This window comes from Cognatundibacterium curvum (genome assembly GCF_014284235.1).
Lineage (GTDB): Bacteria > Pseudomonadota > Gammaproteobacteria > Burkholderiales > Burkholderiaceae_D > Undibacterium > Undibacterium curvum.
Genome location: NZ_JACOGD010000006.1, coordinates 273,467 through 297,189, shown reverse-complemented (window position 1 = coordinate 297,189; position 23,723 = coordinate 273,467). Strand labels below are relative to the sequence as shown.

25 protein-coding genes are annotated in these 23,723 nt (G+C 45.7%); 13 read left to right on the top strand and 12 right to left on the bottom strand.

Going from position 1 to position 23,723, the window contains the following annotated elements:
* The first annotated feature begins 82 nt into the window (after positions 1–82).
* A complete protein-coding gene (locus tag H8K43_RS13160; RefSeq protein WP_186904263.1) occupies positions 83–1,009 on the top strand; it encodes a nucleoside triphosphate pyrophosphohydrolase family protein in 927 nt (308 codons plus the stop codon).
* A gap of 19 nt (positions 1,010–1,028) precedes the next feature.
* Here the strand turns inward: H8K43_RS13160 and H8K43_RS19270 are convergent, their stop codons facing one another.
* Positions 1,029–1,349, bottom strand: coding sequence for a helix-turn-helix domain-containing protein (locus tag H8K43_RS19270; protein ID WP_186904262.1), 321 nt, complete (start codon positions 1,347–1,349; stop codon positions 1,029–1,031).
* A 47-nt stretch (positions 1,350–1,396) separates the two neighbouring features.
* Between H8K43_RS19270 and H8K43_RS13150 the strand changes: the two genes are divergently transcribed.
* From H8K43_RS13150 to H8K43_RS13140, 3 genes are read left to right on the top strand one after another with little or no spacing between them, the layout of a single operon-like run.
* On the top strand, positions 1,397–1,705 hold the full coding sequence (locus H8K43_RS13150; RefSeq protein WP_186904261.1) for a DUF4031 domain-containing protein: 309 nt from the start codon (positions 1,397–1,399) through the stop codon (positions 1,703–1,705).
* A gap of 9 nt (positions 1,706–1,714) precedes the next feature.
* Complete coding sequence (locus H8K43_RS13145) at positions 1,715–2,926, top strand: nucleoside triphosphate pyrophosphohydrolase family protein (RefSeq protein ID WP_222611041.1); 1,212 nt, start codon at positions 1,715–1,717, stop codon at positions 2,924–2,926.
* Positions 2,923–3,591 (top strand): uracil-DNA glycosylase, encoded by a 669-nt coding sequence (locus tag H8K43_RS13140; RefSeq protein ID WP_186904260.1) that lies wholly within the window; start codon positions 2,923–2,925, stop codon positions 3,589–3,591. Before H8K43_RS13145 ends, H8K43_RS13140 begins: the two co-directional genes overlap by 4 nt.
* Here the strand turns inward: H8K43_RS13140 and H8K43_RS13135 are convergent.
* Genes H8K43_RS13135 through H8K43_RS13115 form a run of 5 tightly spaced genes read right to left on the bottom strand, consistent with a single transcriptional unit; the run spans position 3,588 to position 6,712 of the window.
* Positions 3,588–4,415, bottom strand: coding sequence for a thymidylate synthase family protein (locus H8K43_RS13135; RefSeq protein WP_186904259.1), 828 nt, complete (start codon positions 4,413–4,415; stop codon positions 3,588–3,590). The genes H8K43_RS13140 and H8K43_RS13135 overlap by 4 nt on opposite strands.
* A 2-nt stretch (positions 4,416–4,417) precedes the next feature.
* Complete coding sequence (locus H8K43_RS13130; protein WP_186904258.1) at positions 4,418–5,053, bottom strand: C1 family peptidase; 636 nt, start codon at positions 5,051–5,053, stop codon at positions 4,418–4,420.
* Positions 5,050–6,087, bottom strand: a complete 1,038-nt coding sequence (locus tag H8K43_RS13125; protein ID WP_186904257.1) for an ImmA/IrrE family metallo-endopeptidase — start codon at positions 6,085–6,087, stop codon at positions 5,050–5,052. The genes H8K43_RS13130 and H8K43_RS13125 overlap by 4 nt, the downstream gene beginning before the upstream one ends.
* Positions 6,087–6,455 carry a helix-turn-helix domain-containing protein gene (locus H8K43_RS13120; RefSeq protein ID WP_186904256.1) on the bottom strand — a complete coding sequence of 123 codons (369 nt, stop codon included), beginning with the start codon at positions 6,453–6,455 and terminating at the stop codon, positions 6,087–6,089. The genes H8K43_RS13125 and H8K43_RS13120 overlap by 1 nt, the downstream gene beginning before the upstream one ends.
* On the bottom strand, positions 6,452–6,712 hold the full coding sequence (locus tag H8K43_RS13115) for a hypothetical protein (protein ID WP_186904255.1): 261 nt from the start codon (positions 6,710–6,712) through the stop codon (positions 6,452–6,454). The genes H8K43_RS13120 and H8K43_RS13115 overlap by 4 nt, the downstream gene beginning before the upstream one ends.
* 165 nt (positions 6,713–6,877) lie before the next feature.
* Between H8K43_RS13115 and H8K43_RS13110 the strand changes: the two genes are divergently transcribed.
* Both H8K43_RS13110 and H8K43_RS13105 read left to right on the top strand, forming a co-directional pair.
* Positions 6,878–7,567, top strand: a complete 690-nt coding sequence (locus H8K43_RS13110; RefSeq protein WP_186904254.1) for a DUF2971 domain-containing protein — start codon at positions 6,878–6,880, stop codon at positions 7,565–7,567.
* A gap of 170 nt (positions 7,568–7,737) precedes the next feature.
* Positions 7,738–10,053, top strand: coding sequence for a tetratricopeptide repeat protein (locus tag H8K43_RS13105; RefSeq protein WP_186904253.1), 2,316 nt, complete (start codon positions 7,738–7,740; stop codon positions 10,051–10,053).
* Between the two features lie 71 nt (positions 10,054–10,124).
* Here H8K43_RS13105 and H8K43_RS13100 read toward each other — a convergent pair whose 3' ends face one another.
* The 6 genes from H8K43_RS13100 to H8K43_RS13075 all read right to left on the bottom strand — a co-directional run bounded on the left by H8K43_RS13100 (position 10,125) and on the right by H8K43_RS13075 (position 15,075).
* A complete protein-coding gene (locus H8K43_RS13100; protein WP_186904252.1) occupies positions 10,125–11,078 on the bottom strand; it encodes a caspase family protein in 954 nt (317 codons plus the stop codon).
* Positions 11,079–11,111: 33 nt separating this feature from the next.
* The gene (locus H8K43_RS13095) at positions 11,112–11,528 is read right to left on the bottom strand and encodes a TIR domain-containing protein (protein WP_186904251.1); all 417 of its coding nucleotides are present in this window, start codon (positions 11,526–11,528) and stop codon (positions 11,112–11,114) included.
* A gap of 41 nt (positions 11,529–11,569) precedes the next feature.
* Entirely contained in the window at positions 11,570–12,073 is a 504-nt protein-coding gene (locus H8K43_RS13090) for a hypothetical protein (RefSeq protein ID WP_186904250.1), read from the bottom strand.
* Positions 12,074–12,322: 249 nt separating this feature from the next.
* Entirely contained in the window at positions 12,323–13,255 is a 933-nt protein-coding gene (locus H8K43_RS13085; protein WP_186904249.1) for a DUF4928 family protein, read from the bottom strand.
* Positions 13,256–13,431: 176 nt separating this feature from the next.
* Complete coding sequence (locus H8K43_RS13080; protein ID WP_186904248.1) at positions 13,432–13,845, bottom strand: very short patch repair endonuclease; 414 nt, start codon at positions 13,843–13,845, stop codon at positions 13,432–13,434.
* Positions 13,846–13,869: 24 nt separating this feature from the next.
* On the bottom strand, positions 13,870–15,075 hold the full coding sequence (locus H8K43_RS13075; RefSeq protein ID WP_186904247.1) for a DNA cytosine methyltransferase: 1,206 nt from the start codon (positions 15,073–15,075) through the stop codon (positions 13,870–13,872).
* 373 nt (positions 15,076–15,448) lie between these two features.
* Between H8K43_RS13075 and H8K43_RS13070 the strand changes: the two genes are divergently transcribed.
* The 7 genes from H8K43_RS13070 (at position 15,449) to H8K43_RS13040 (ending at position 23,590) form a co-directional block, all read left to right on the top strand.
* Positions 15,449–15,823, top strand: coding sequence for a helix-turn-helix domain-containing protein (locus H8K43_RS13070; RefSeq protein ID WP_186904246.1), 375 nt, complete (start codon positions 15,449–15,451; stop codon positions 15,821–15,823).
* A 441-nt stretch (positions 15,824–16,264) separates the two neighbouring features.
* Complete coding sequence (locus H8K43_RS13065; RefSeq protein ID WP_186904245.1) at positions 16,265–16,939, top strand: TnsA endonuclease N-terminal domain-containing protein; 675 nt, start codon at positions 16,265–16,267, stop codon at positions 16,937–16,939.
* Entirely contained in the window at positions 16,911–18,314 is a 1,404-nt protein-coding gene (locus H8K43_RS13060) for a DDE-type integrase/transposase/recombinase (protein ID WP_186904244.1), read from the top strand. Before H8K43_RS13065 ends, H8K43_RS13060 begins: the two co-directional genes overlap by 29 nt.
* A complete protein-coding gene (locus tag H8K43_RS13055; protein ID WP_186904243.1) occupies positions 18,311–18,961 on the top strand; it encodes a hypothetical protein in 651 nt (216 codons plus the stop codon). Before H8K43_RS13060 ends, H8K43_RS13055 begins: the two co-directional genes overlap by 4 nt.
* Positions 18,958–19,911 (top strand): TniB family NTP-binding protein, encoded by a 954-nt coding sequence (locus H8K43_RS13050; RefSeq protein ID WP_186904242.1) that lies wholly within the window; start codon positions 18,958–18,960, stop codon positions 19,909–19,911. Before H8K43_RS13055 ends, H8K43_RS13050 begins: the two co-directional genes overlap by 4 nt.
* Entirely contained in the window at positions 19,908–21,740 is a 1,833-nt protein-coding gene (locus H8K43_RS13045) for a TniQ family protein (RefSeq protein ID WP_186904241.1), read from the top strand. The genes H8K43_RS13050 and H8K43_RS13045 overlap by 4 nt, the downstream gene beginning before the upstream one ends.
* The gene (locus H8K43_RS13040) at positions 21,725–23,590 is read left to right on the top strand and encodes a TniQ family protein (protein WP_222611040.1); all 1,866 of its coding nucleotides are present in this window, start codon (positions 21,725–21,727) and stop codon (positions 23,588–23,590) included. Before H8K43_RS13045 ends, H8K43_RS13040 begins: the two co-directional genes overlap by 16 nt.
* Positions 23,591–23,723 lie beyond the last annotated feature (133 nt).

The window sequence follows — 23,723 nt, the reverse complement described above, 5'->3', positions numbered from 1 at the left end:
AACTATTAATTGCATTTAGTTAATTTTATTGGCAATATCGCCATATGAGTAGTTCTTATCGTTTTATTGTGTAAGGACGCATATGGCCACACGTTCTCAAAGAAAACAAAATACACTCGTTCAAATCAAGACATTTGACGAGTATCAGGCCATGGTTGAGCGCACGGATGAGCGCAAGACTCGTATAGTGTCGCTATTGGGCTTAGTCGGCGAAATTGGCGATCTCCATAGCATGATTAAGAAGCTGGTTCTGCAACGGGACAACCCCCTGTTTCAACAGGAACTGCGCGAAGAGTTCGGCGACATCCTGTGGTACTTAACGAGCTTGGCTTCGCTCTACAAGATTCCACTCAGGGAAATCGTTCAAACGAATGCAGAGAAAGCGGAGTCGCTTTATTCCAAGGGCAAAGTAGCTGTCTTTGACCTCAGCTATCCTTTGGATGAGCGAATTCCGCGAAAGTTCGAAGTTAGTTTCCTCGAAAAACCTTTAAAGAACGGTATCCAGGTACGCATTTCAATCAACGATGTTGCCATTGGCGATGCGCTTACGGACAACGCCCATACAGATGACGGCTATCGTTTTCATGATGTTTTTCATTTGGCGTATGCGGCCGTATTGGGCTGGTCACCGGTAACGCGCTCCCTTCTGAAAAGAAAGCGGAAATCGGACGACAAAGTGGATGAAGTTGAAGACGGAGCCAGGGCAGTTATTGTTGAGGAAGCTGTGTCCATCCTGGTCTTCAACCAGGCACAGCAACGTGGATGGTACTTGGAGAAATCCTCGATTGACATTGGTCTTCTGAAGACAATTCGCCGCATCGTGGATGGACTGGAGGTGCGTGCATGTACTGCGAAACAATGGCAGGACGCGATTCATCAGGGTTACGTGGCCTTTGAGCAGTTGAAGAATAACTGCGGTGGAATCATTACCGTCGACTTGGACCACCAATCGCTTACGTATCGGCCGGCACCACGCCGGCGACGCCAGGGAGCATCGCGCCAAAGTTGATACAGCGGCGCTGCGCTCCTTATTCCAATTTTTCAAGTGCTTCGATTAGGCGCTTACATGCGGCCAGGTGACGTGGTGATCTGGAAGCCAATCGTTCGAATCGAACTGACAAATCAAGGACTGGTTCGGTGAGGCGAACATGCAAATATTTTGCAAATTTTTGCAAATTTGGAGAGAGTACTTTGAAGTCGCCAGATTCGAACCTTGAGAGCTGTCCGTAGTGGACATCAATCTTTGATGAGATGTCGACAAGCGTTAGCTTACGACGCTCCCTGGCGCGCTTAAGTTCGCCTCCAAAAATGGTTGCAATGTGTGGCTCAACTGGCTTGTGTTTCCTCATAGGTTTGCATATTATATCGAAATATTTGCAAATATTATGGGTGTTGAATGGCCGTGTATATCGACGACGAGTGCATCGAATGGCGCGGCAGGATCTGGTGCCATATGGTTGCCGATACTCCAGATGAACTGCATAGGTTTGCGGCCAAGGTTGGGCTGAAGCGAGCATGGTTTCAAAGCCAATCGATTTACCCACATTACGACGTGACATTGTCCGTTCGTGCCAAGGCGCTTCAGATGGGCGCTATTTTGGCCGACCGTGAAGTGCTGATTGCGTGCGCGCGCGAATTGAAGCGACAAATTACCGCACAACAGGCTGAGCCGGCACAGCAACTTTCACTGCTCCTTACTGTCTAAGGAAAGTCTATGGATTGCACTTCTGACGTAGATATGCTGCTGGTGGAATACCAAACTCAATCGGCCTATTCAGACCAGTTTGGTGAGAACGTTGAAGCACTTAGTCAGATGCGCTACGGTTTCTTCGGCGAAGCCGGTGGCCTGCTCTCCGCGGTGAAGAAATTCCATCGTGAGACGCCGCTGTCAGTCTCGAAGCAGGAAATCGCGCTGGAGGAAATTGGCGACGCCCTTTGGTATTTGGCCGCCTTTACCCGACGGATTGGCGTGGGCCTTGATAAGGTCGGCGAAATGGCATTGCTACATCTTCAGAAGCGCTTGGGTATCTCGAAAGTGGAGCGATTTGGCAAGGGCATTCGATTTAGTCAGATTGACGGTCTCATCGCCTTCCAGATTGATCATATGACCGATGATTTCGGGAAACTGCTTTACGAGTTGGCTGAAAGTACCAGTGGTCTGTTCGAGAACTTCAGTGCAGCGTCAGAGGAACTTAGCAGCGACGCCAATGTCGAACTGTATGCCAAGCTTCTAGAATTGCTGGCATTGGTTGCCGCCAGCAATGGATTGAAAATGACATCAGTGTCGACTGCCAACCTGCAGAAAATCGAATCGCGCTGGCGGCGCGATGACGCTCCCTATGGGCCGTACTTTGATGAAGACGACCTCGAGCACGAGCAATTGCCGCGCGAGTTGGAAATTGAGTTTATTGAGCGTACTGTGAATGGGCGGCTCTTCGTTGTTCAGCGCTGGCGTGGCGTGAACATTGGGGATCCACTGACTGATAATCGTCTTGAGCAAGACGACTATCGTTTTCATGACGTGTTTCACCTGGCATATGTGGCTCATTTAGGTTGGTCGCCAGTTATCCGTGGCTTGCTGAAGCTCAAGCGCAAGAGTCGCTCGACGGTCGACGAGAATGAAGACGGAGCTCGCGCGATGATTATCGAAGAGGGAATTGCGACCTGGATTTTTAACCACGCGCGCGACAAGGGCGAATTCTTCAAGGACGTTAAGGAAGGTAAGTTAGAATACGCCCTCCTCAAGCAAGTCCAAAGCATGGTTGCCGGGTATGAGGTTGACAACTGCCCCTTGTGGCAGTGGGAGCGTGCAATTCTAGATGGCTTCCAGGTCTTCCGCCTACTGCGTAAAGATCGTTGCGGTATTGTTAAGGTCAATATGCATGATCACACGATCACCTATGTTCCTCAGAAAGCCCAATCGTGAACGCTAAGAAATTTGTTGCTGCGCTGGCAGAAATCAGTCTACCCAATGTCTTTAACCCGTATGCAGATCAATGCGATGCCTGCGACCTGGACAATGCTGCGACAGTCCGACGTAAGAATTTGAGGTCCTATCTGCAGGCGGTTGAGGAGTTGGCCGTCGACACCATCTGGATGGGGCGCGATTTGGGCTATCGTGGAGGGCGACGCACGGGCTTGGCTCTGACCGACGAGTCGCATTTGACCCAATTTGCTGCGCGCTATCCTGGCAGCGCTCCTAAGCGTGCGACCCGCGGTCCGTTGGTCGCAGAGCGCACTGCTACCGAGATCTGGGCCGCCATTTGCGCGTTGCCACAACCTCCTCTGCTTTGGAATGTCTTCCCATTCCACCCCCATGTGCAGGACGACGAAATGACAAACCGTCGCTTCACGTCTCACGAGCTGAAGTTAGTTGATGCGTTGAACCGTGAACTGGTGAGCTGGCTGAACATCAAGCGTATTATCTGCATCGGGCAGGATGCGTCCAAGTACGCCAGTTCTTTTGGCGTGGAAGTCGAATGTATTCGCCACCCGAGCTATGGTGGCGTGAGTGACTTCAGAGCAGGCATTGAGCGCCTTTACGGGCCGGTTCTGAAGAATGTAGCATCAACACAGGCTGATTTGTTTTAATCAGGTTTATAGGAACCCAGCAGCTTCCTCGTTTTAGTTACGCCGCCCCAGGTGCTGGTATCGAGGGTGGCGAACGTAGAGATGCAGGTCAACTGTCCGACTTCGAGCTCCGCTTCCTTCGCGACAAAGTTAAGTAACCGGGCCAAGCCCACCAGATTTCCCAGCGCGCGAGCACAATAGTGGTGCGAACGATAAATGGCGGTCAGGTTCACTTTATCGGTGTCGACGAGCTTAAAGCTCACATGACTTAAGCATGGGCGATTGCGAGTCGCCTTGGCATCGAGCACGGCTTTGTAGGTAGGGATATCTCCGCCATCGCCGAACAAATCCAGGATTGGCGCCAGATCCGCCTCGGGATCACTCAAGTTCAATTCATACGCAGACTTGAAGCTTTGGCGGGCTTTGCCGTTCGTACGAAGCTTTTCAACCAGCATATTCAAGGGATTGATGGTGTTGATCCCATCTTTGGCAGGATGAGACATAATTCGCTCGGCGTAAGTGCCCCAAGTACCGCTCTTCTTTCCACGATCCAGCGCGCTGAAGTATTTCTTGTACATGGCCGGTCGGCCATGTCGTTCATACATGCGGTAGGGGAAAATGGTGGACGCGACAGTGTCCAGGGTGAGGTCGCAGCCGGGAGACTTCAGCGCCACGTCAATCTGACGCATCAGTTTTTTGTCTTCTTCGGTCACCGTCATTGGATCAATAATCTCGAGAACGAGATTCATGTCAGTTCGTTCATGGGCATGCAGCAAATGCGTTGCCGCCGCATGCCAAATCGGGACAATACGATTCCCAGTAGTGCCGTCAAAGATTTTAGCCATAGTTAACCGATCAAGGACTGAAGAAGGTGGGTTTTTAAATAACGCTCAGGGAGCCAAGCGTGTCCCCTGTTGCCCCAGTTGGGGCCCCAGCTATTGCGTACCAGGATAAAGCGCTCACCTGCTGAATGGTCGATGCCCAGACCCACAGCAAGGACCGCATGCCTGTCATTGGTGTAGGTCGTCAGATATTTGATGACTCCGTGCTGAGGGGTGAACCATTCGTCATTAATTGCCATGCCAAGGCAAACCGGCTTCTTCGCCTGTAACGCGGCAAGTACGGTTGATTCGACCTTGCCGTTCTGGTTTGCAGTACACATGTAAAGCTTTCCCACATTGGATGGCGGAGCAGCCAATGGCTGGTCGTCTTTCGACGGAACATATGGATAGCCGCTTTCAAGCGGCTGGCCAGGCGTCGCCAATGCTTTCACTACGACCTCAAAATTGAGGCCGTGGACCGGTGTCCAACCAGGCATAGCTTTAGCGGCGTGGTGAGCTAGGTATTCAACACTGAGATAATCAGACAGCCCGTTGATCCGCTGATTGAGGTCAGAGGAAGCGAAAGCCAAGCACATTCCGCGCATATCTTGATCGCGGGCTGGTCCCAGCACCGCAGAGAAGTCAATCAAAGATTCGATCATGCCGTCGCCTTCACTTCCTCAACGCGACGCATGCGTTCCTTTGGGTCGAGACCATTCGTAATAAACTCAAATTCGGTGTTGAACGTACACTGATTGTCAGTTCCCGCCAGAGGACGATTCTCCCAGGGGCGACGTTGATACATCGAAAACGCTTCCGAAGTGCCGGGCTTTACGTCATCGCCAGCTGCCGGAATGGCCACGAACCGCCGGGTGTTGACAGGACCAAACTCCGGATTTTGGCCAAAATGCTGCTCCACGGGCGTTTCCCGTACATCGTTTTGTAACGGCTCCACCGCGTATCCTTTTGCAACGACATCGTCCAGAGACCAGACATAGCCGGCACCGGCTTTGCTGGGCAGGTCGAAAACAAAGTAGTCCGACTTGTGTGGTTCAAGGATGGAATTGCGATCATGTTGATCAACCAACCAAACATCGCCTTTATCATCTGGTACTTCGCCGCCAGTAAGGTGCTCTTTGATCGTCTTTGGCGTGACATGAGCCAATTCATTCGCTCTCGCAGGGCTAATGACGTGCATGCGCTGCAGCGTCCAGATGGTCGATGTGTAGCTGGTACCAAGGCGCAAGGATAGTTGGTACAACACGACTGGATCTGCAAGTGAAGTCCATTCCTTACGGCTCATGATCTCTTTGACTAACCACCTTGGTAGCAGGAGCGAAAATGCGAACTGGTCGGCTTGTCGCTCAACGATGTTGGCCAGGTCACCATACTCGACTAACAGATCTGTCTGAGGTTGGTGGCCCAGGAAAAAATGCCCCAATTCATGGGCGCAAGTCATGTGGACTAGGCCCGGGCCACGGTTGATGTTGACCATGATGCCGGGGCGCCCCTCGTTCAAGTAGGCCCCCAGTAGTTTGTTCAGTGGCTGAAACATGACCGGAACATCTGCGTTTTCAGCAATGCGAACCGGATCGATGCGGGTGTATCCCAGCTCGATGCGTTTGCGGACTTCAAATTCATCCAGCACTTCATTTGCTCTGCGTGCGGCATTGAGCAGGTCATCACGTGTAGACATCACTTACCTCGGCGGCCCGGTTTCGACGAATTACGTAGATATTCAGTAAAGCGGTACAGCTGATCAAGATCGGAGTCAGAAAGTCCTTGGGTCGCACGGGCCAAAAAGGCGACACGCTCACGATCGATATTTTGATGCCCGGAGAGTAACTCTTCGGTGGTAACCCCGAACAAGCTCGCAAGCTTGCTTAGTTCTAAGGCTTCGACTTTCCGTGCGCCGGATTCGATATTGGTGACCGCCGGCCTAGATATACCTAGTGTGGTTGCGACATCATCTTGCGACATCCCCACATATTCGCGGGCTTGTCGGATACGTGCACCCAGCTCGACCCGCTGCTGGGTATCTTGGTCAAGTTGTTCGCGGCTCATGACTTGCTCGTTAAGTGCTTCAAAACTGAAGCGGTAAGCTTGTCTAGAAATTCATCCTTGGTCATGTATCCACCAGCCTGGATGACCGTGTTGGGAATTTTCTCCCCGGTGATTTTGTCAAGATCGACTAACACCTCAACGGCCGTCAGGGATTCAACTGGTGCGACCAGGGCATCAACGATGCTCCCGCCATCCTCGGTTGGGATCGCCCTATCTTCCCAAAATGTGTCTAGGATTTCCCGGATCTTGGATTCCATTTCCGTCACGCCATCCTCCCTGTATAGTTTTCAAACCGTCCTAGTACGAAAATCGTACACTGTATATATATCCAGGTCAAGCGAGATTCGTTATCAAATCAATATATACTATAGTTGCAAAATGGAAATTCGACTAATTGATCAACAACGGGCTGGGGTATAGGAATGACGAATGCATCTGGGATGAGTGCTGGTCGGCTTTATCGTATTTTGGATTTCAGCCGTGCGGTTCAGATTTTTGAGAGTGAAAGCCTCCACTTCGCACATCCAAGCGCCTGGGATGATCCATACGAAACGCGGATCTCGCATCAGGTAAGTCACGCGTTGTTCGCGCAATGCTGGGGGCAATTGGGCGTGTCTGATGCAATGTGGAGAATCTATTCGCCGACGCATATGGGCGTTCGGCTGTCTACTTCCACCAAGAAGCTTTCTCATGCTGTTAGGACTGCGAGCAAGGCTGGCGGCTATCATTGCACAACTGGAAAGGTGGAATATCTAAGCCAGCACAATCTGAACCTCAAGGTTCGCGAGATCGCCTCGGCACTAGAGAATGAATTTGACTTATCAACTGCAGCGAAAATCTTGTACTACAAGCGAGAGGCTTTTACTCATGAGTCCGAATGGCGCGCCACGATCTACTGTCCAGATGTAGAGCGACTTCAAGTCCCAAAGGGAATCGCAGTACCAGTCAATCCGCATAAGCTCATCGATAACATCCTTCTTGACCCTCGGGCTCCCAAGGAGCTGGTCGATGCGTTTACGTACTATTTCAAAGAAAAACTGAAATTCAAAGGGCGAGTGGGGCGTTCAGTGCTCTACAAGTCGCCAGCGAAAATCGAACTTGTTGATCTGTAACCTTGTTTGAACCAGGCATAATCGGAAAATCATCAATTACATTTTCATGGCTCTTTGCGACTCAAAATAACTAAAAATTTTGGAATGGTTGTTTACAAACAATTAACCTTCAAAGCTACAAGCATTTCCAATATGTCAAAATAGTAATTTTTTGCATCAGGAGAAATTACTTGTCAGTTCAGAAAATTGCAATATTTATCTCGTCTCGTTTTTCAGAGTTCAGCGATTTCCGCAAAATGATCGCGCAAAAATTGAATGACTTCCCACATGTGCCGATACACGCGGTAGAACTAAATGACAATGGTGCAGACACGGAATCGCCGTCTGCCCTTTGTATGAGTTGGGTAAAGCGTTCAGAACTTATGGTGCTTTTGGTTGGCGATACATATGGCCCAAAAATTCACGGCACAGAATTAAGCTGCACACACATTGAATATCGTACGGCGATAGAGGACGATTGCGAAACACGTGTTTTACCTTTTTTTATTACTTCTCCACAGACCAACGATCAAATTTTGCAATCGAATTCCAGTCTTGAAGAATTCAAACAAGAAGTGATGCGCAACCAGCGTGCAGCAATGTATGACCGTCCAACTTGTGTTGAAGAATGGCAATCACTAATAGATAGCGTCGTTGGCGCAATAATTAGAACCGTTTGGGAAATCCGTTTTCAAGAGAATGGTCAGGATTCAAGTGCGGACTGGGAAATCGGAGATGAAGTTGCTGGAATCCCTGATGCCGAATTGATGAAACTGAATACAATGCACGCAGAACCGATCTCTGAATTAGCATTGTTATTAAAATCACCATCAGCAGAATCAGCTCTGGAAATAGCCAGGAACCAGCGAGCTTTTGCCGCAGATGAACAACTTCGTGAAGCGCAGCTTGCTCTGCAAATAGGTGAGAGAGGCATCGCCGAGAAACATTTAAGAGAAGCGTCCTTACTTCGGCCACTTGATCCTGTTGCCAACGAATGGCTGGCCCGGGTCCTTTTGAGTAAAGGACGAGTTAAGGCCGCTCAAGAAGCAACTTTATTTGCTGACAGAGCGGCTCGAATTTACGGAAAGACTGACCAACCATTAAGGGCAGCGGCATCGTTAATTCTTGCTGCTCGCGCCGTAGCAGGTGTCGATCGAGAACAAGCGCAAATTTATGCAGAGAACGCTGTTGAGCAAGCCGGGTGGTACGCACAAACTCATTTGGAGCTTGCACGTCAGCGCGCATATGCAGACAAACTACCGGGGTCCTTGGAGTCATTGAGACAGGCGTTTTATTGCCATCCACTTGTACTAGACAATATCTTGTGCGATCCCGCGTTTGAAGCTCACAAGGATGGTCTCAGTACCTTCATAAAGGATATTCAATCCAAAATCGACACCCCTGCAAAAAACATTTGTGCTTCAGAAAATACAATAGCAGAAATTTTTGGCATCGATTCGACTAACGATCGAAGCATGATCACCAACCCCATTGTTTCAAGAAGAATATTTTCATGCAGACGATCAATCCAACGCCAATTTCGAGAGATACATGTTCATGCATGCGAATTTCTTAACGCATCTAAGTTAAATTCAATATCACCGACCCCAAATTCCACATACGTATTAGATGCTGGAAAACTCACGTTAAACGGAAGAAATACGCTCGAAATTATTACATATCCGCGTGTTGGCGACGTTATTTCTGCTGGCCAACCGGTGCTTAAATATCGTTTGTCTAATTCGTCAATGACTCATATTTGGAAAGCCCCCACCACCTTGGAAATTTTAAATGTCTCAAAAATACATGGTGGAGCTTTTACAGCTATGGATCAAATACTGACTTGGACGCCATGTTCTGCCTCAGCATCTGCTTACCAACATCGCGTGGAAGAAAAAAACTATAGAAACTCACTTGCAAAACAAAATGAAGCCCATTCTTTATTGATGGATAAAGAAAAAAAACAAAGCATTTTTCAAAAATTAGCGATAGGTATTACTGGAATTTCGTGGATTTGTGTATTACCTTGGGTTCCGTCTACCCCGGTGCGGGTTCTCGCAGCAATTATGGGAGTAATCGCGATTGTGCAGGCATTCAAAGCATGGAATGCCTTAAAAGATATTCGACCTCAACTTAAACAAAGTGATCTTTATATTAGCAACCTGCATAATCAGATTCTGGATCTTGAAGGAAAAATTGCGACCATTGCCAGACGTGCGACTGAATTGAAAAATAGATTGCAAGCTGCAATTTTAACTTTCGAACAGCAAGCTCTCTCGATGTTTTCAGTTGCGATGCCATTCACCGCACTCCGAAGCGCACGCGTCGGCGACTGGGTCATCGTAGAATTAAAATCAATCGAAAGTTATGCCGCGAAAATAGGAATTTACGTTACATTCCGCGAGGAGGATTTTTTTCCAACAACAAGCAATCTTGCATTGTTTCGCGTCTATCAAAAATCTGGGAACGAAATCAAATTAACTCGTGCCGGAGCATATCTGCCCTAGAAGCCTGTTTAACATTAAGCAGGCTGCAATCTATATAACGCAAACATTTCACGCCGGCATCGCGACGAAAACTATATTAATTTTCTCGCGACCAGCCGGCGATAATGTTCGCCAAGAACAGTTAATTTACAAGCTTTATTGTTCATTGCCGCATGATACATATGCGGTGCATCAACCGGTACCAAGAGATTGGTTCGATTGTATTTTTGCAATATTGAGAATATTGAAGTTTTATCAGTGTTCGGGTGTTCACTCTCTGGCTCGTATGAAGGGTCCAATTTAAACTCAATACCAGGCTCAGGAAAAAAATCTGTTATTCTCTGCAGCTCTTGCAAGCTAATGGGTGCCTGAACAGTTCTCAACGAAACAAAGCTTTTCACATTTGTTTTAAAGACGGGACGCTGATCCCAGGGCCCCAGAGATTGATCAATATGCGCGTATACGCTACCTGGCGTCACGTCTCCAACCAAGTTGCCTGCTGCCCCGTTAAGTGCGTCGACAAATAAGGTCGTAAAAACTCCGGCTCCATTCTCCTCACTCGCATATTGCTGATCTGTAGAGGCGGTAAGAATGGTTAGTCCTTCTGTCATTTCTGCCAATTGCCTTGAGGGTGAAGTATTGCCGGCTACCCCTGAATGACAACTGTCCAATACAATAATTTTATTGTGGGCCTTAGATTGATTTGCAATATTAACGACATCCGCCAATGACAATCCATCATCACCGCTCTCACAGTCGCTTGCGCACAAATATCCGCCTAAGTCCTCTATATATCCATGACCCGCAAAGTAAAAAAGCGCAATTTCACTATCGTCTGCAAACAACTCTCGAACCGCGCTTTTAAGTTCAGTGCGAGTAATTTTGTCATTTTGAGCTGTTGCCACTTTGAGGCGGACTGAGAAGTTAATAGACCCGTCACTATGTCGCTCCAATCCATTCTTCACCGCATATGCGTCATTTACGCACCCAAACAAACCAGAAATATTATCGTAGTAATTAATTCCTACAACTAACGCCTTCCTCATATTCTCTGATTCCCTACTTGGTCGATTGATTTTTCATGCTGACACTTCGCGGATAGCTTTGACAATCGATTCGGTGTTCCAACCGACAATCGCATCAGCATTTTCTTTCACGATCTTCGAAGTCCGCTCTGCACCCCAAGGTTGAATCGCAATGATTGGTTTTTTCGTCCCGAATTCAGTTGCACATATGGCGATTTCTTTATTAATCCATTTACTATAAGTTGAGTAAACGCCTGCAAAAATCAAAACGCAATGACATGGAGCAATTTGACGCTTTATCGCCGCATGCAAGTCTTTATCAGTACCACGTGTATGAAGTGGATCATTCTTGGGGACAGAATAGTTTTTGTAAAAAAAATATGGACGTGTATCCAATAACTCAATTAGTCGATCGTATGCGTCACCATATGCCCAAGAATGGCTAATAAAAAGATTGTATGTATTACTCATTTGAAATCCAATCACACGTCAAATCAAAAATATCACCAATTTCAATGAAGCAAAATGACCGGCCGAATCCTGCGCCAAAACCTAGATTCATGCGGAGTACTTCCCAGTGCCTCGCAAGCTCTCAAATAGCTGCGTTCAAACAATCCAGGATGTTGTGCGGGCTCGCTCGATTCAATTTCACTGCAACGCGCAGCCCATTGATTAATATCTGTCTCAACAAAATTGGTTTCGCCGCCGAGTTCGATATCATGATCCAAGCGTGCCCATTCAGCACTGCGTTTTGCACTATCCCTTGCCTTATTTCCAAAACCAAAAACAAGGGACATCACACTGGAAACGGTAATCAAGGACGCACATATCTGAATACTCAATGGATCCATCAGTTTGGTAAACGCCACCGTGCCGCCGAGGATGGAAATGATTTTGACCATGCCTTCACGAGATTCAAATATCCTCTGTCGTTCTTGGTAATAAAAACGGTTTGTCAGCGCCCGTAGCTTAAGACCACAACGTCTTTGCCATAAATGATCTGCAAGAGTATCCATATTCCAAATTCATTTAGAAGGCGGTCGAGGCGGATGTTGTGTTGGACGAGGAACATGTCCTCTCTGTTGCGTACCTGGATGAGGTGTTGGCTGAGGAATGTTTGGAGAGGTCGCCATATCAAGAAATAATGTTGCTAAGTTGAATGTATTTTACATCTTAGCATTCATTTTTAACAAATATTTATGGTATTGAGGTTTCAGCAGTACAAACACTATTTCTAATTTTTAGTGCTTGCTCTGATGAAAAGTTTATCGCCCGTGTGCAAGCTCAATCATCAGGCTCGGGTCCGTCTCAACCTCATTAATGATTTGATTGTAACGCTCAATTATTTCCTCGACCTTGACCCTTCGCTGTTCAAGCGAGAATCTTCCCAGCTCATGTATGTTGGTAGCAATGAATTGTTCGAATTCGATAATATCAATACGGTCTAAAATGTGCGCATTTTCAGCTAATCCTTCTGCAACGACCGCCCCCTTCCGTCCGGTGATAATCATAGGCTTTTGGCCGATAGAGAGATTTTCAACGCATTTCTGAATAAGAGCTTCACTGGGAGCTGTTGAGACGTGAATTGAAACGTCGCCAATATCAAAATCTCCGGTTCTACCTTCCTTTTGATCATTTTGATTCGCATTGTGGTGCTCGATGCTGCTTTCTCCTTTTAGAACAATATCGAGCTTAGCGCCAACCAAATGCTGCATAACAGTTCCCAGGAACATCGTACCGGTATCGGCTTTTTGGCGCAGGGACGCCTGATCCATTAAATTGCGCACAACTGCTCTCAATCCTAATTGCGGATCAAGTCGCAGAGTGAACGGTTTTCCCGCGAAGAATGCCTCAACCCGACCAATCCAAAATTTTTCAGCGATTTCAAGATCCAATACATTTTCAGCATGCATTTGATTTAAAAATTGAATATAGCTGATCATATTTGGCACACTACCTCGGCTGGTGCGCCCCCCCTCTTTAGCCAGTACTCGACTAATGCCGTTGCGCGTTAAAATGGCCTGCACTGAAGCTAAGCCAAGACCAGCCACTTGCGTTCCACTTTCCGCAAGAAAATCATTTGAATCCAGTGGAAATGTTTTATTTTTTACTCGTTCTGTAATGACAAGAGCAACGCTCAGCGGTCCTTTACCAGTAAATTTATTATCGCGTGCAAATGTCTCAAGATTAGATTTCATTCAGTTTTTTCTAAAAGTCTGGCTAAAAGCAATGTTAGACAAGATTAGGATTTATGTTGAAGTAATTTTTACATGCCGAACTGCTTACAACAAGTTCGGTATCTCCGAAATGCAGCACCCGCATTCTCTTCATAGTCGGGTCTAACCGACATAGATATTATCGTGACCAACTAAATTTACTTTTCTACCTGCAGGAATTGAACAAGTTGTCGGCGAAGAAAATCAATATTTTGAGTTTCGCACTCCCAAACAATATGTACTCGCCACCCAAGTCGCTCCAGTTCTAATTTTGTCTTAGCATCTCTCTCGATGTTGCGATCGAGCTTGGACTCCCAATACTCGCGCCGAGTTGTCGGCCGCAAAGCACGTTTACAACCGGAATGTTGATGCCAAAAGCAGCCATGAACAAAAATAACGGCATTAAAACGTGTTAAAACAATATCTGGCTTACCTGGCAAGTCTTTCCGCTGAAGTCGAAATCTGTATCCAGCGCCATGAAGAAGTCGGCGCACTACGAGTTCAGGTTTGGTATCACGACTCTTAACTGCAGCCATCGCCCTACGTCTTTGCTCTGGAGTCAGAGTATCCACGTTGCTTAACCAACCTAATCTTGTTTAAGCGGTCTCGAGAGCCAACTGACCTCGAGTTCTTTTCTTAAGCGATTTCTGCGCCGACAATCCTACTGGACGCAAAATATGTTGCTCAATCCAGCTGACAGCCGGCACAACAACACCGTCGCCGGTCAGATGATATGCGTCGTTATATCGATTCGGTAAAATGTAAGTTTCCGGCAAACCCATCAAACGCGCTGTTTCTCGTGGGGAAATAAGCCGCGAACGAACTGTGTTTCCATCTACAATCATAACGATTTGACGGCTTGAACCTCCCGATGGCGTGCGTAGACAACCGCTGACTCCATCAAAACGAATTTCAGCACGCTGTATGCCATCACGTGTACGCTTATAAATGGTTCCGACCTGGAATTGTCCCGATTTCTTTGCTTCTTCGACTTTATTCAAGTTGGCAGGCGTCATCATACTCAACAATTTTTTTGTTTCTGCGCCACTGTGCCACTCCACACCAATAGGTTCCGACTCAATTATTTCAGAGAGGTGAGGTGCCTCATTCGTTGGTAATGGTAACTGCCACCATAACCAGCTTTTCTTTATCTCCGAAGGGAGCGCTTCCACAACGTTTTGCAACGAAGTGGGGTGCCAGCACGGATTCGGCACTTTCGCGGTCAATCCTTTGGGTATCGAAACGCCCCGAGCGACAGCAATGAGAAACAATCTCGGACGAGATTGCGCGACAAATAATGCGCCGTCTACCAACATTGCACCAATACGATAACCGTCTGTCGAAAGAGCCGTAATCAGGTTTGTCAGATCTTTGCCGCCATGAGACGTAATTAGTCCTGAAACGTTTTCTAGTGCAATGATCGGCGGACGGCGTCCTTCCTGGCCGAGACCCTGCATCAATTTCCAAAATGCCCAAAACACACCAGATCGGTCACCTGCAAGACCTTTCCCATTTCCTGCAAGACTCAAGTCTTGACAAGGAAATGAAGCCCAGGCAAGAGTTGGAACATCCGGCATTTGATGTAAAGCGATTTTGGCAACGTCTTCGTGATGCATTTCATTATCCGAAGAGAAATTTTGCCTATACGATGCAACTTTTTTTTCGTCGAAATCATTCGCGAATAAACATTGCCACGCCGCCCCAAGGCCAAGCCTTGCCATCCCTCCGCCAGCAAAAAATTCATAAAAGCCGAACGGATTTAAGACGTCCAAGTCGAACGCTTCTATTTGCTCAATTTGCATATCTTTCTCCGTTGCTTATTAGCTCGCGATTATAGCAGCATAGCTGTATGTCCATACAGGGAAGTGAATCATCACGAGCGACATTGACACTCTCCTACCCATAATTTACACCGCACTCCGACTGTCACTAAAAAATCAAAAAATCACCCATCCGTTGTTAACTTACAACTGATTAAAATTTCTTTTCGATTTCAACAATTCATATTATTTTCGTATCTATATAACAATACAAAAAACACCCTTCCAAGACCCGCATCAACACTCACTTTCAAATTTCTGTCATCGTGCTTTTTCAACTTTCTTCCACATTTTCACGTTCTTGACCCATTTCAAATTTTGGCAAACACTGTCCAAAATTATCTTTGGGGGTCAAATGCAAAACAGTTTCGGAGAACTCCTTCGCTCGCTTCGTAAGAAGAAAAAAATGCGCCTGCAAGATGTCGCTTCACGTGCTGACATTGACTTGAGTTATTTGAGTCGCATCGAACTCGGTGCACGACCTGCCCCAAAAAAATCCATTCGGCACGCCATTTATGAAGTACTGGTTTTAGAAAAAGCAGAAATTGACCAGGCTGAAGCAAGCGTCAGTTATAAACCGACAAACTCTATATTCAGGGCGCCTCTGAGCGGAGGAAAAATGCTTTTAATGGTAGTCAATATCAAAGATATCGGAAAATTATTGAGTACTACGGACATGGGCCTGGAAAAATTTGTATCCGGGCTGGAAATTGCGGAGGCCGATATGTAAAAAACAAAACCGCCATCATCCATTGAAATGAGGCGGCTGTGTCGCTGCAACTACTTTGAATACTGATCTGGTAAATCAAGTATCCATCTAGCCAGCGACCCAGTCAAGCCACATCCCATATTTCATGTTGTGTTTTTACACAGCACGGGTTCGTTTTTGCCAATTTTTTTGGCCATTTGACTGAGGACGCCAACACCATGAACATTTTCAATATTTATCGCAGCAATTTTTGTTGCCGCCATTTTCCATCTGAATTTTCAGATACTGCTTTCATGCGTAGCGACTAACTAAGTCTGCACTCAAAGCTTTTTATTTTCGATGAGCAGCAGTTAGTCCGGAAAGATTCGGGTTCCGTCATCAGTCGCGGTCGTCCCGGTCCTGCCGCTCATCCTATTTCCGCAAATTTAATTTTCCGTCTAAAAGATGGAAGGGAGAGTTCTTGTGTCTGAGTTTCATAAGCCAAGGAATATAGTCACTCGTTCTGGCGGCATTTTGCGCGGTTTTTTTTCATCGCAAAAATATAACAAGCAAATCAAATGGGAGGGGTCGATCGAAAAAGATGCGGTCGCACTTTTTGAATTTTCCGCGGGCATTAACGATGTCGTCAGCCAACCATTTCGTTATTCATTCGTCGTCAACGGGAAAAAAACGTCACGAACAGCAGATTTTCTAATTACGACCAGCTCTGAAAACATCCTGGTCGAATGCAAACCAAAAGCCATGCTGTTACGCGAGGAAGTCAAACTTCATCTGAAAATTGCAAAAGAACATTTTGAAAAATTGGGCTACCGCTATTTGATCGTCACTGACCAGATGTTGCGTTCAGGTACGGCGCTCGCCAACGCAAAAAAATTGCTTCCATTTCGCATACGCAATATACAAAGTCATTTGGAAACGCACAGAATTCACCAGCAGCTAGAGCTTTTGAAATCCAGTTTTCCCTTCACAAATTTACGGGAAGCCAGCGACCATCTCAGATCAGAAACCGACGTTCTCGTCATGCTCGCTTCAGGATTGGCTTTTTTTGATTTTCATCAAGCCATTTCGGACAGCACACAAATTTCATTTTCTCAATTGGAGAAGACACATGATGCAGCGCGCTTCATTTTCCCTTAACAGCAAATTTCGCTGGCACGAAAAAATATTCGCAATCCAGCAAATATCAAATCAAGATCAGGTTTTGCTGAAATCTGAAACCGGCAATTTCAGAACCACGACGATCAACGATTTACTGTCCTCTTATAACGATGGCGAGATCAACTTCAACATAAAAAACATACTACCAACTAGAAATGAAACCAGTCTTCATACCGTTACGGCAGGAAGGCAATTAAACGACTTTTCAGAAGCAACTCAAAAACACTCATTGCGCTTTCATAAATACATAAAACGACTTCTTCAGGACGGTCCCATATCAATTGATCGAGCAGGAATTATCGATGAGAAAATTGCAGCAATTGCTGCGCAATTAGATGATGCAAATCCGCCGCATCGGACCACAATTTTTAGATGGTACAAAAAATATCTTGCTTCATCTTGTGACCGTCTTGCCGCGATCTATCAATTTGAGAATCGCGGTGGAAAAAATCAAGCTCGCGCAAGTAAAGAGGAAATTGAAATTCAAGATAAATTAATTGAAGAACTTTATCTGAAAGAGCGCGGTGCCAGTGTTGAGGATCTGGTAATGCAAATGGATCTGATCTGCAGAAAAGAAAATCAATGGCGTATTGACGGAAACAAGTTGCGGTCGAGATCCAGATCAAGTTTTATGAGACGCATTAAACAAATAGATCCATTTGAAGTCATGGCTGCAAGAGCTGGCCTGGCAGAGGCTCGACTCCGCTTCTGCTTCAACGGTAAAGTTCCAAAAACATTTCGCCCACTGGAAATTGTCGAAATTGATCATACTCCAATCGACTATTTCGTCATCAACCTTGTAAAGGGCATACCACTCGGAAGGCCAACGCTAACCATGGCTTGTTGCCGAGACACAAAAATGCCTTGGGGCTTACACATCGGCTTTGACGACTGCAGTACTGAAGCTGTTATCGCCTGCATTGAAAACGGCGTCAAGCCAAAAACTTATGTACGCGAGTTGTTTCCAAAAATTCAGGGAAACTGGCCAGTCTTCGGAATTCCTGCGGAACTACGCTGCGACAACGGCCAGGAATTTCATTCAACGACGCTGAAAATTATTGCCGAAGAAATGGGATTCGAATTGGCTTACTGCCCAAAGAAGCAACCAAACTGGAAGGGTTCCATAGAGTCATTTTTAAAAACGTTCAATTATCAGTTCATCCATAAGTTGCCGGGAACAACTCTGGCGAAATATTACAAACGCAAGGACTACGATCCGTTAAAAGCGGCTGTTATCGACTTTAACGAACTTAATCGCTTAGTGCATTTATGGCTCATTGATATTTATATGAATAGCTTCCATCGTGGTCTCGGCTGCACACCCATTGAGGCCTGGCGGCGAGATGCAGAATGAGTACCGGATATCTTCCCTTTTCTGTCCATGACATTGAGATTATCTGCAATGAAACGCTTTTTCGTCCGATTTGGGCGTATGGCGTCGAACTCAATAGCAGACAAAAGTATATTTCTCCTGCGCTAGGAAATTTGCGGATGCGTATCGGGGTGAACGCGGAACATGGTCGCTCGCTGTCAAAAGTCAAAATTAAAGCACCGAAATTAAATATTGGCAGCATTTGGGTGTTCGATCCATTTGAAAAAATGTGGATCAAGGTAAGTAACGTGAATCCTGACTACGCTGAAGGATTAACGCTATATGAACACAAATTGATCAAGAAATTTGCTCATGATCTCTATCACGAATCGGATGATTACAAGATACTGATTGAGGCAAAAGAATTGATGCGTCAACACGTTGTCGGACTATCCAACAGTAAATTACTAGCGGATCGAAAACGCGCTGCAAAGATTGTAGGCACTACGTCACGAAAACATTCCAAAAAAACGCAAAAACCCGATTTAGTTTTAACGGATCATGACGAACTGGATTTAGTCGATCCGACAGAAAATTATCTACCGACTGAACGGCACGAAACACGACCGCCGCCACAAGATGAGTACGAAATTGAACCCCACAATCTTTTTCGATCGGAATCAGCATGAGCATAGATCAGCAGCTCGTAAAGCACACGAATTATGCGATCATTGCCGATTGTGTCGAACAATCCCATCAGTCGTATAGAAGTAACGGAAAACCAAAAAATTTGCTGATCATTGGTGTCAGCGGTGTCGGTAAATCGACGCTGCTAAAAGCCTATCGTTCAAGGTACCCTCGTTACGATACAGAAGTAAAAACTGTCATCCCCATTCTTTACATTTGCCTCCCAAGTAAGCCTACGGAGTCCGCAATGTACAGCGAAATTCTCTGTGCCCTCGGCGATCCTTTTCCTTTTCGAGGTAAGGTTCCGGAGCTTCGTCATCGCGTTATCCATTTAATCAAGAACTGCAACGTGGAACTTCTCATCGTTGATGAGATACAGCATTTTTTGGACCGCGGGAAATTAAAAACCCACATGTCCAATGCTGATGCGCTCAAGTCTTTGATCGATGCAATAGAGATTCCAGTTATTTTTTCAGGGGCACCACGCTCAAAAGAATTATTCCGCATTAACACACAATTAAGAGGTCGATTCAAAACAGCAAAGGCGTTAATGCCATTTTCTATTTTCATTGAAGAGTCAAGAATGTCATTTCAAAAGCTGGTCAAGGCATTATTGAAAAATTCTATTTTTAAAAACAACGATTTCTTTGATGAGGCTCATCATTTAAAGCGACTATTTTATGCAACCGATGGCATTCTTAGAAATACAGTCGATTTATTTTGTGAAACAGAAATATTGGCTGAAAAAGAAAATGAAAATACCCTGACATTCAGGTTTCTTCAATCAGCATTTCAAAACTGGATATTGAATGAGTCACGATTCAAAAAGAGTCAACATCCAAATCCGTTTAGTAAAGATTTTGAAGAACGGCGTCTCACGCAGCCTGGAGAAATTTATGAACCTTCTGACTTGGATGGAGACAATCATGGTTGGCGGGAGATTGGAAAATGAATGCCGATAATATTTCGAATATGCGACAGCGTGAATTTCTCATACGGCCAAAACGGTACGCACACGAGGGACATTTAGGATATCTAGCCCGGGTAGCTGAAGAAAATGGCTATTGTTCGGCAGGCATACTGCTGCGCAATACAGTTAAAAATTATTTGACGACTACACCGGCTTTCGATACCACTTTTCTGAGCAGTATGTTGCGGCTCAACAAAAATGACATGTGTATGCTTTTTGGGCGAAAAGATAGCTGGTCAGTCATTGAAAATGATTCAGATATTAATTACTGGGATGCACTGAATTGCGTTGAACACACTCGCTATGCAGCTCCCGAACGGTTTATGACTGAGCCCCGGCGGGTCTGTCCCGCATGTCTGGCAGAAGCCGCTTATCATCGTTGGATATGGGAACAAAATTGGTACGTTATATGTGATAGACATCAGCTCCGACTAGTCGACCAGTGCTCACGATGCCGCAAGCGACTTAACTGGCATATTGATCGTATCAATAATTGCGCATGTGGTCAGGATTTTCGAAGTCTAAAAGCAACGTCAACAGACCATGATGTCTTTCACTTTCATCTGAAAATCTTGCACTTCGCAATGGGGAATAAACAATTGTATGAAATCGATAAAGAAAAAAATATCTGCTATCTGCCTGAGATTTCGGAAAAACTAGGAAAACGATACTGGTCAATAATTAAATTTCTAGCCTGTGCTCACACAGTACGGCCAACCGAGTTGAACTATATTTCGATCAGATTGCTTTCATCGCTTGAAATCTATCAGATCATAGAACGCGCGAATGCTGCACTAACGACGCAATACGGGAATTGCCTTGCTGGCATTTTCGATTATTTTGAATTTGAATGTGTCGCATGTCCTTCAGAATTGCCATTCTGGTTCCCATTTAAGTTTCCAACAATTGTCAATGCTCTTAACGTGGTGACGTCTGATGCCGTGATTAAAGAAAGAAAAATGGTTAACGCTTCTGCTGATTTTTTATCCGCGCACAGTCAAGACGCACAGTTAACAAAAACGGGCGAGAAACTACAACCGCCATGGCATAATTCAAACCGTTTAATCAGTATCTTTTATACTAACGAAAAAAGCTGTCAATACTATTTAAAAATCAATAAAGCAGAATTGGACTGGATTACCAGCTCTCAATTCTTGACTGATTGCGGAATTGAGTATGACGTAAAATCTTCATCATATTTATATCCGCGAAAATTTGTAAGTCAATTAGGAAAGCAATTTTCTCGTTTGGTTTCAAAAGCCAATTTAGCCAGATTTTTGAACGTAAAACCATCGGTAATTAATACTTTGGTCAGCGAGGGATACATTCGTCCATATAACAACAATGCATCCCTTCGTTTTGCAAGATTCGATCTGAAACAAATTGAATCTCTCTGCATCACGTTGCAAAGCATTAGTAGACAGAGTCAAGGTTCTGCGAAATCTGCCGGCGTATTACTAATGGAGTGGGAGCATACCAAAGCAGCTATTGAAAACAGACTCAATCTCGGGAAGCTATTAACGTGTCTCCTCAAGTTTGGCATTCGACTAAATCAACGGTGCATCCATCGCCCATATCTTGCCAGCCTGTTTATCACAGAGAGTGACTGGTCAACGTTGCTTTCAAGAATGCCATTTCTCAAAAAAACCGGGCTAAAAAATGACGCGCATTATCGCAAAATTCAATGCTGCTCATTCGATTCAATTTTAGGCAGAAACACCACGTTTCATGTTTCAGCGCAACAAGTTATTGAAGCCGCCGGTAAGGAGAATTTAACCGGACATAACCTCTGTCAATGCGCTTTACGATGATATCGCACACATCGCAAAATTTAAAGGTTGCGGTGCGCAGCGTTGCATTTCAACAGCTATTGGCTCGACCAGTATGGAGGAGCGGTGAGGGAAGACTTGGTTACTTGAAGCGGGTCGCAACTGAAAATGATCTGAGCAATTCAATGCTTAGCGAAGTCGATTTCGCTGCAGCGCCAAATTTTCTTGCATACAACAATTTCATCAATTGCTTACCAAGCTCATCATGGAATATTCGATTCGCTCGATTCTGCCCTTATTGCCTGGATGTTGACCCCATTTGGAGACGCGAATGGGAGCTGCTGTTTTTTGACTCCTGTCCAATGCATCAATGCCAGCTGATCGATATCTGTGCGCAGTGTTCAATGCCGTTAACCTGGAGACGGAAACACCTTCTGATCTGCGATTGCGGTTTACAACTGCAACATATGAGACCGCATCCCTGTTCGAGAAATGTTTCGCAACTATCTCTTGCTATCAGCAATAGTGTTGCTCCTGTCGGGAGTATTGGAGAATTTTCAACTTTACATAACCTGACGACAGCGCAGATCCAACGTGTCGTAAGACTGCTCGGCAGCGTAGGGGATGTTTCGAGAAATATTCGATCTCAAAAAATTGCATACGTTGATCGTATTGAGGTTTCAAGCATTTTGACTAACGTGGCCGCCGACATTTTGATTGACTGGCCAACGGCATTCCATAAGTTACTTATCTCATTGGAACACCAGTATCGAACATCGTTCTCATCACGCCGCTTGCCAAAATGTTTTGGCACTTTGCATGCGAGCATTTTTAACACGTTGCACGATCCATGTTATGAATTTTTAAGATCGGCTTTCAATCAATATGTGCTGATAAACTGGCCAGCGCCCATTGCAAAAAGAAATAAAAGGATTCCGGAAAACCAAAGAATGCATGGAGCATGGGTGCCGTCTAGCCACGCCTGCCACGAGTTGAAAATTTCACCCAGACGCCTACAGAAAATGATTGAAGATGGATTGATTATTGGTGAAATTCGAGTCAATTCAGAGAATGGTCGCAACTACACTGTTATCCAACGTGAGCAGCTCAATGCCTCCAGTCAACACGTGCATAATTTCGTCGACTTGCAAACTGCAGCCAAGCTGATCGGATTCAGCAAGAAGCGAATCGGACAGCTACGAAACATACTTTTCCCAGATGCAAAAAAAACGCTAGAGATCAACAATGCCCCCTGGATGATTAATTTGGCAGACATTAATCGAATATTGGATGTCGGCCAGGCTTTACTTGAATGCATGCCATCATTAGAAAGCGAGATAACGTTCAGCCACATGATCCGTCACTGGATGTGGGGTCACGCTGACATTGCTGATTTTATCGTTGACTGTGTACGCGGCGTGATTCGTCCCATATCACTCTGCACTGGAAAGCGCGGCATAGGCAGTTGGATATTTTCGCGTCAGGTAGTAAGTCAGTGGCTGGCTAAGCACAACGCAATAAACCGCTTAGATATGTCGGTACAGGAATTTGCACGGTATTTTGGTATCAAACAAGAAGTTGCATATTTTTTAGTTCGCAACGATTTCATCACGTCGATAGAATCAGTCCTGCCGCGCGGAAGGGAAAAACGTATTTCTTTCAAATCTGCCGACGACTTCTCAGAAAGATATGTTTTTCTTGCCGAGTTAGCGAAGAGAACAAAATGCTCCTCCAGAGGTCTGCTGTCCAGGCTTGCGGCAATGGGCATTCACCCTGTCTCAGGACCGCATATTGATGAGGGAAGGCAGCTTCTCATGCGCAAAAATGCGCAACTTGAACTTGCGATAACCCAAATTAGCCTGGAACAGGCTAACCGATATCATCCTCAATAGAAACGACATATGCAATAAATTTTGATTTTTGAGAACGAGCACAGGTATATGACTGAGATCCTTTTCAGCATAACGAATGACCTTTCTCACAACGATTGAATTTCTCTATTCGTCAAAGACTTTATCAATCATA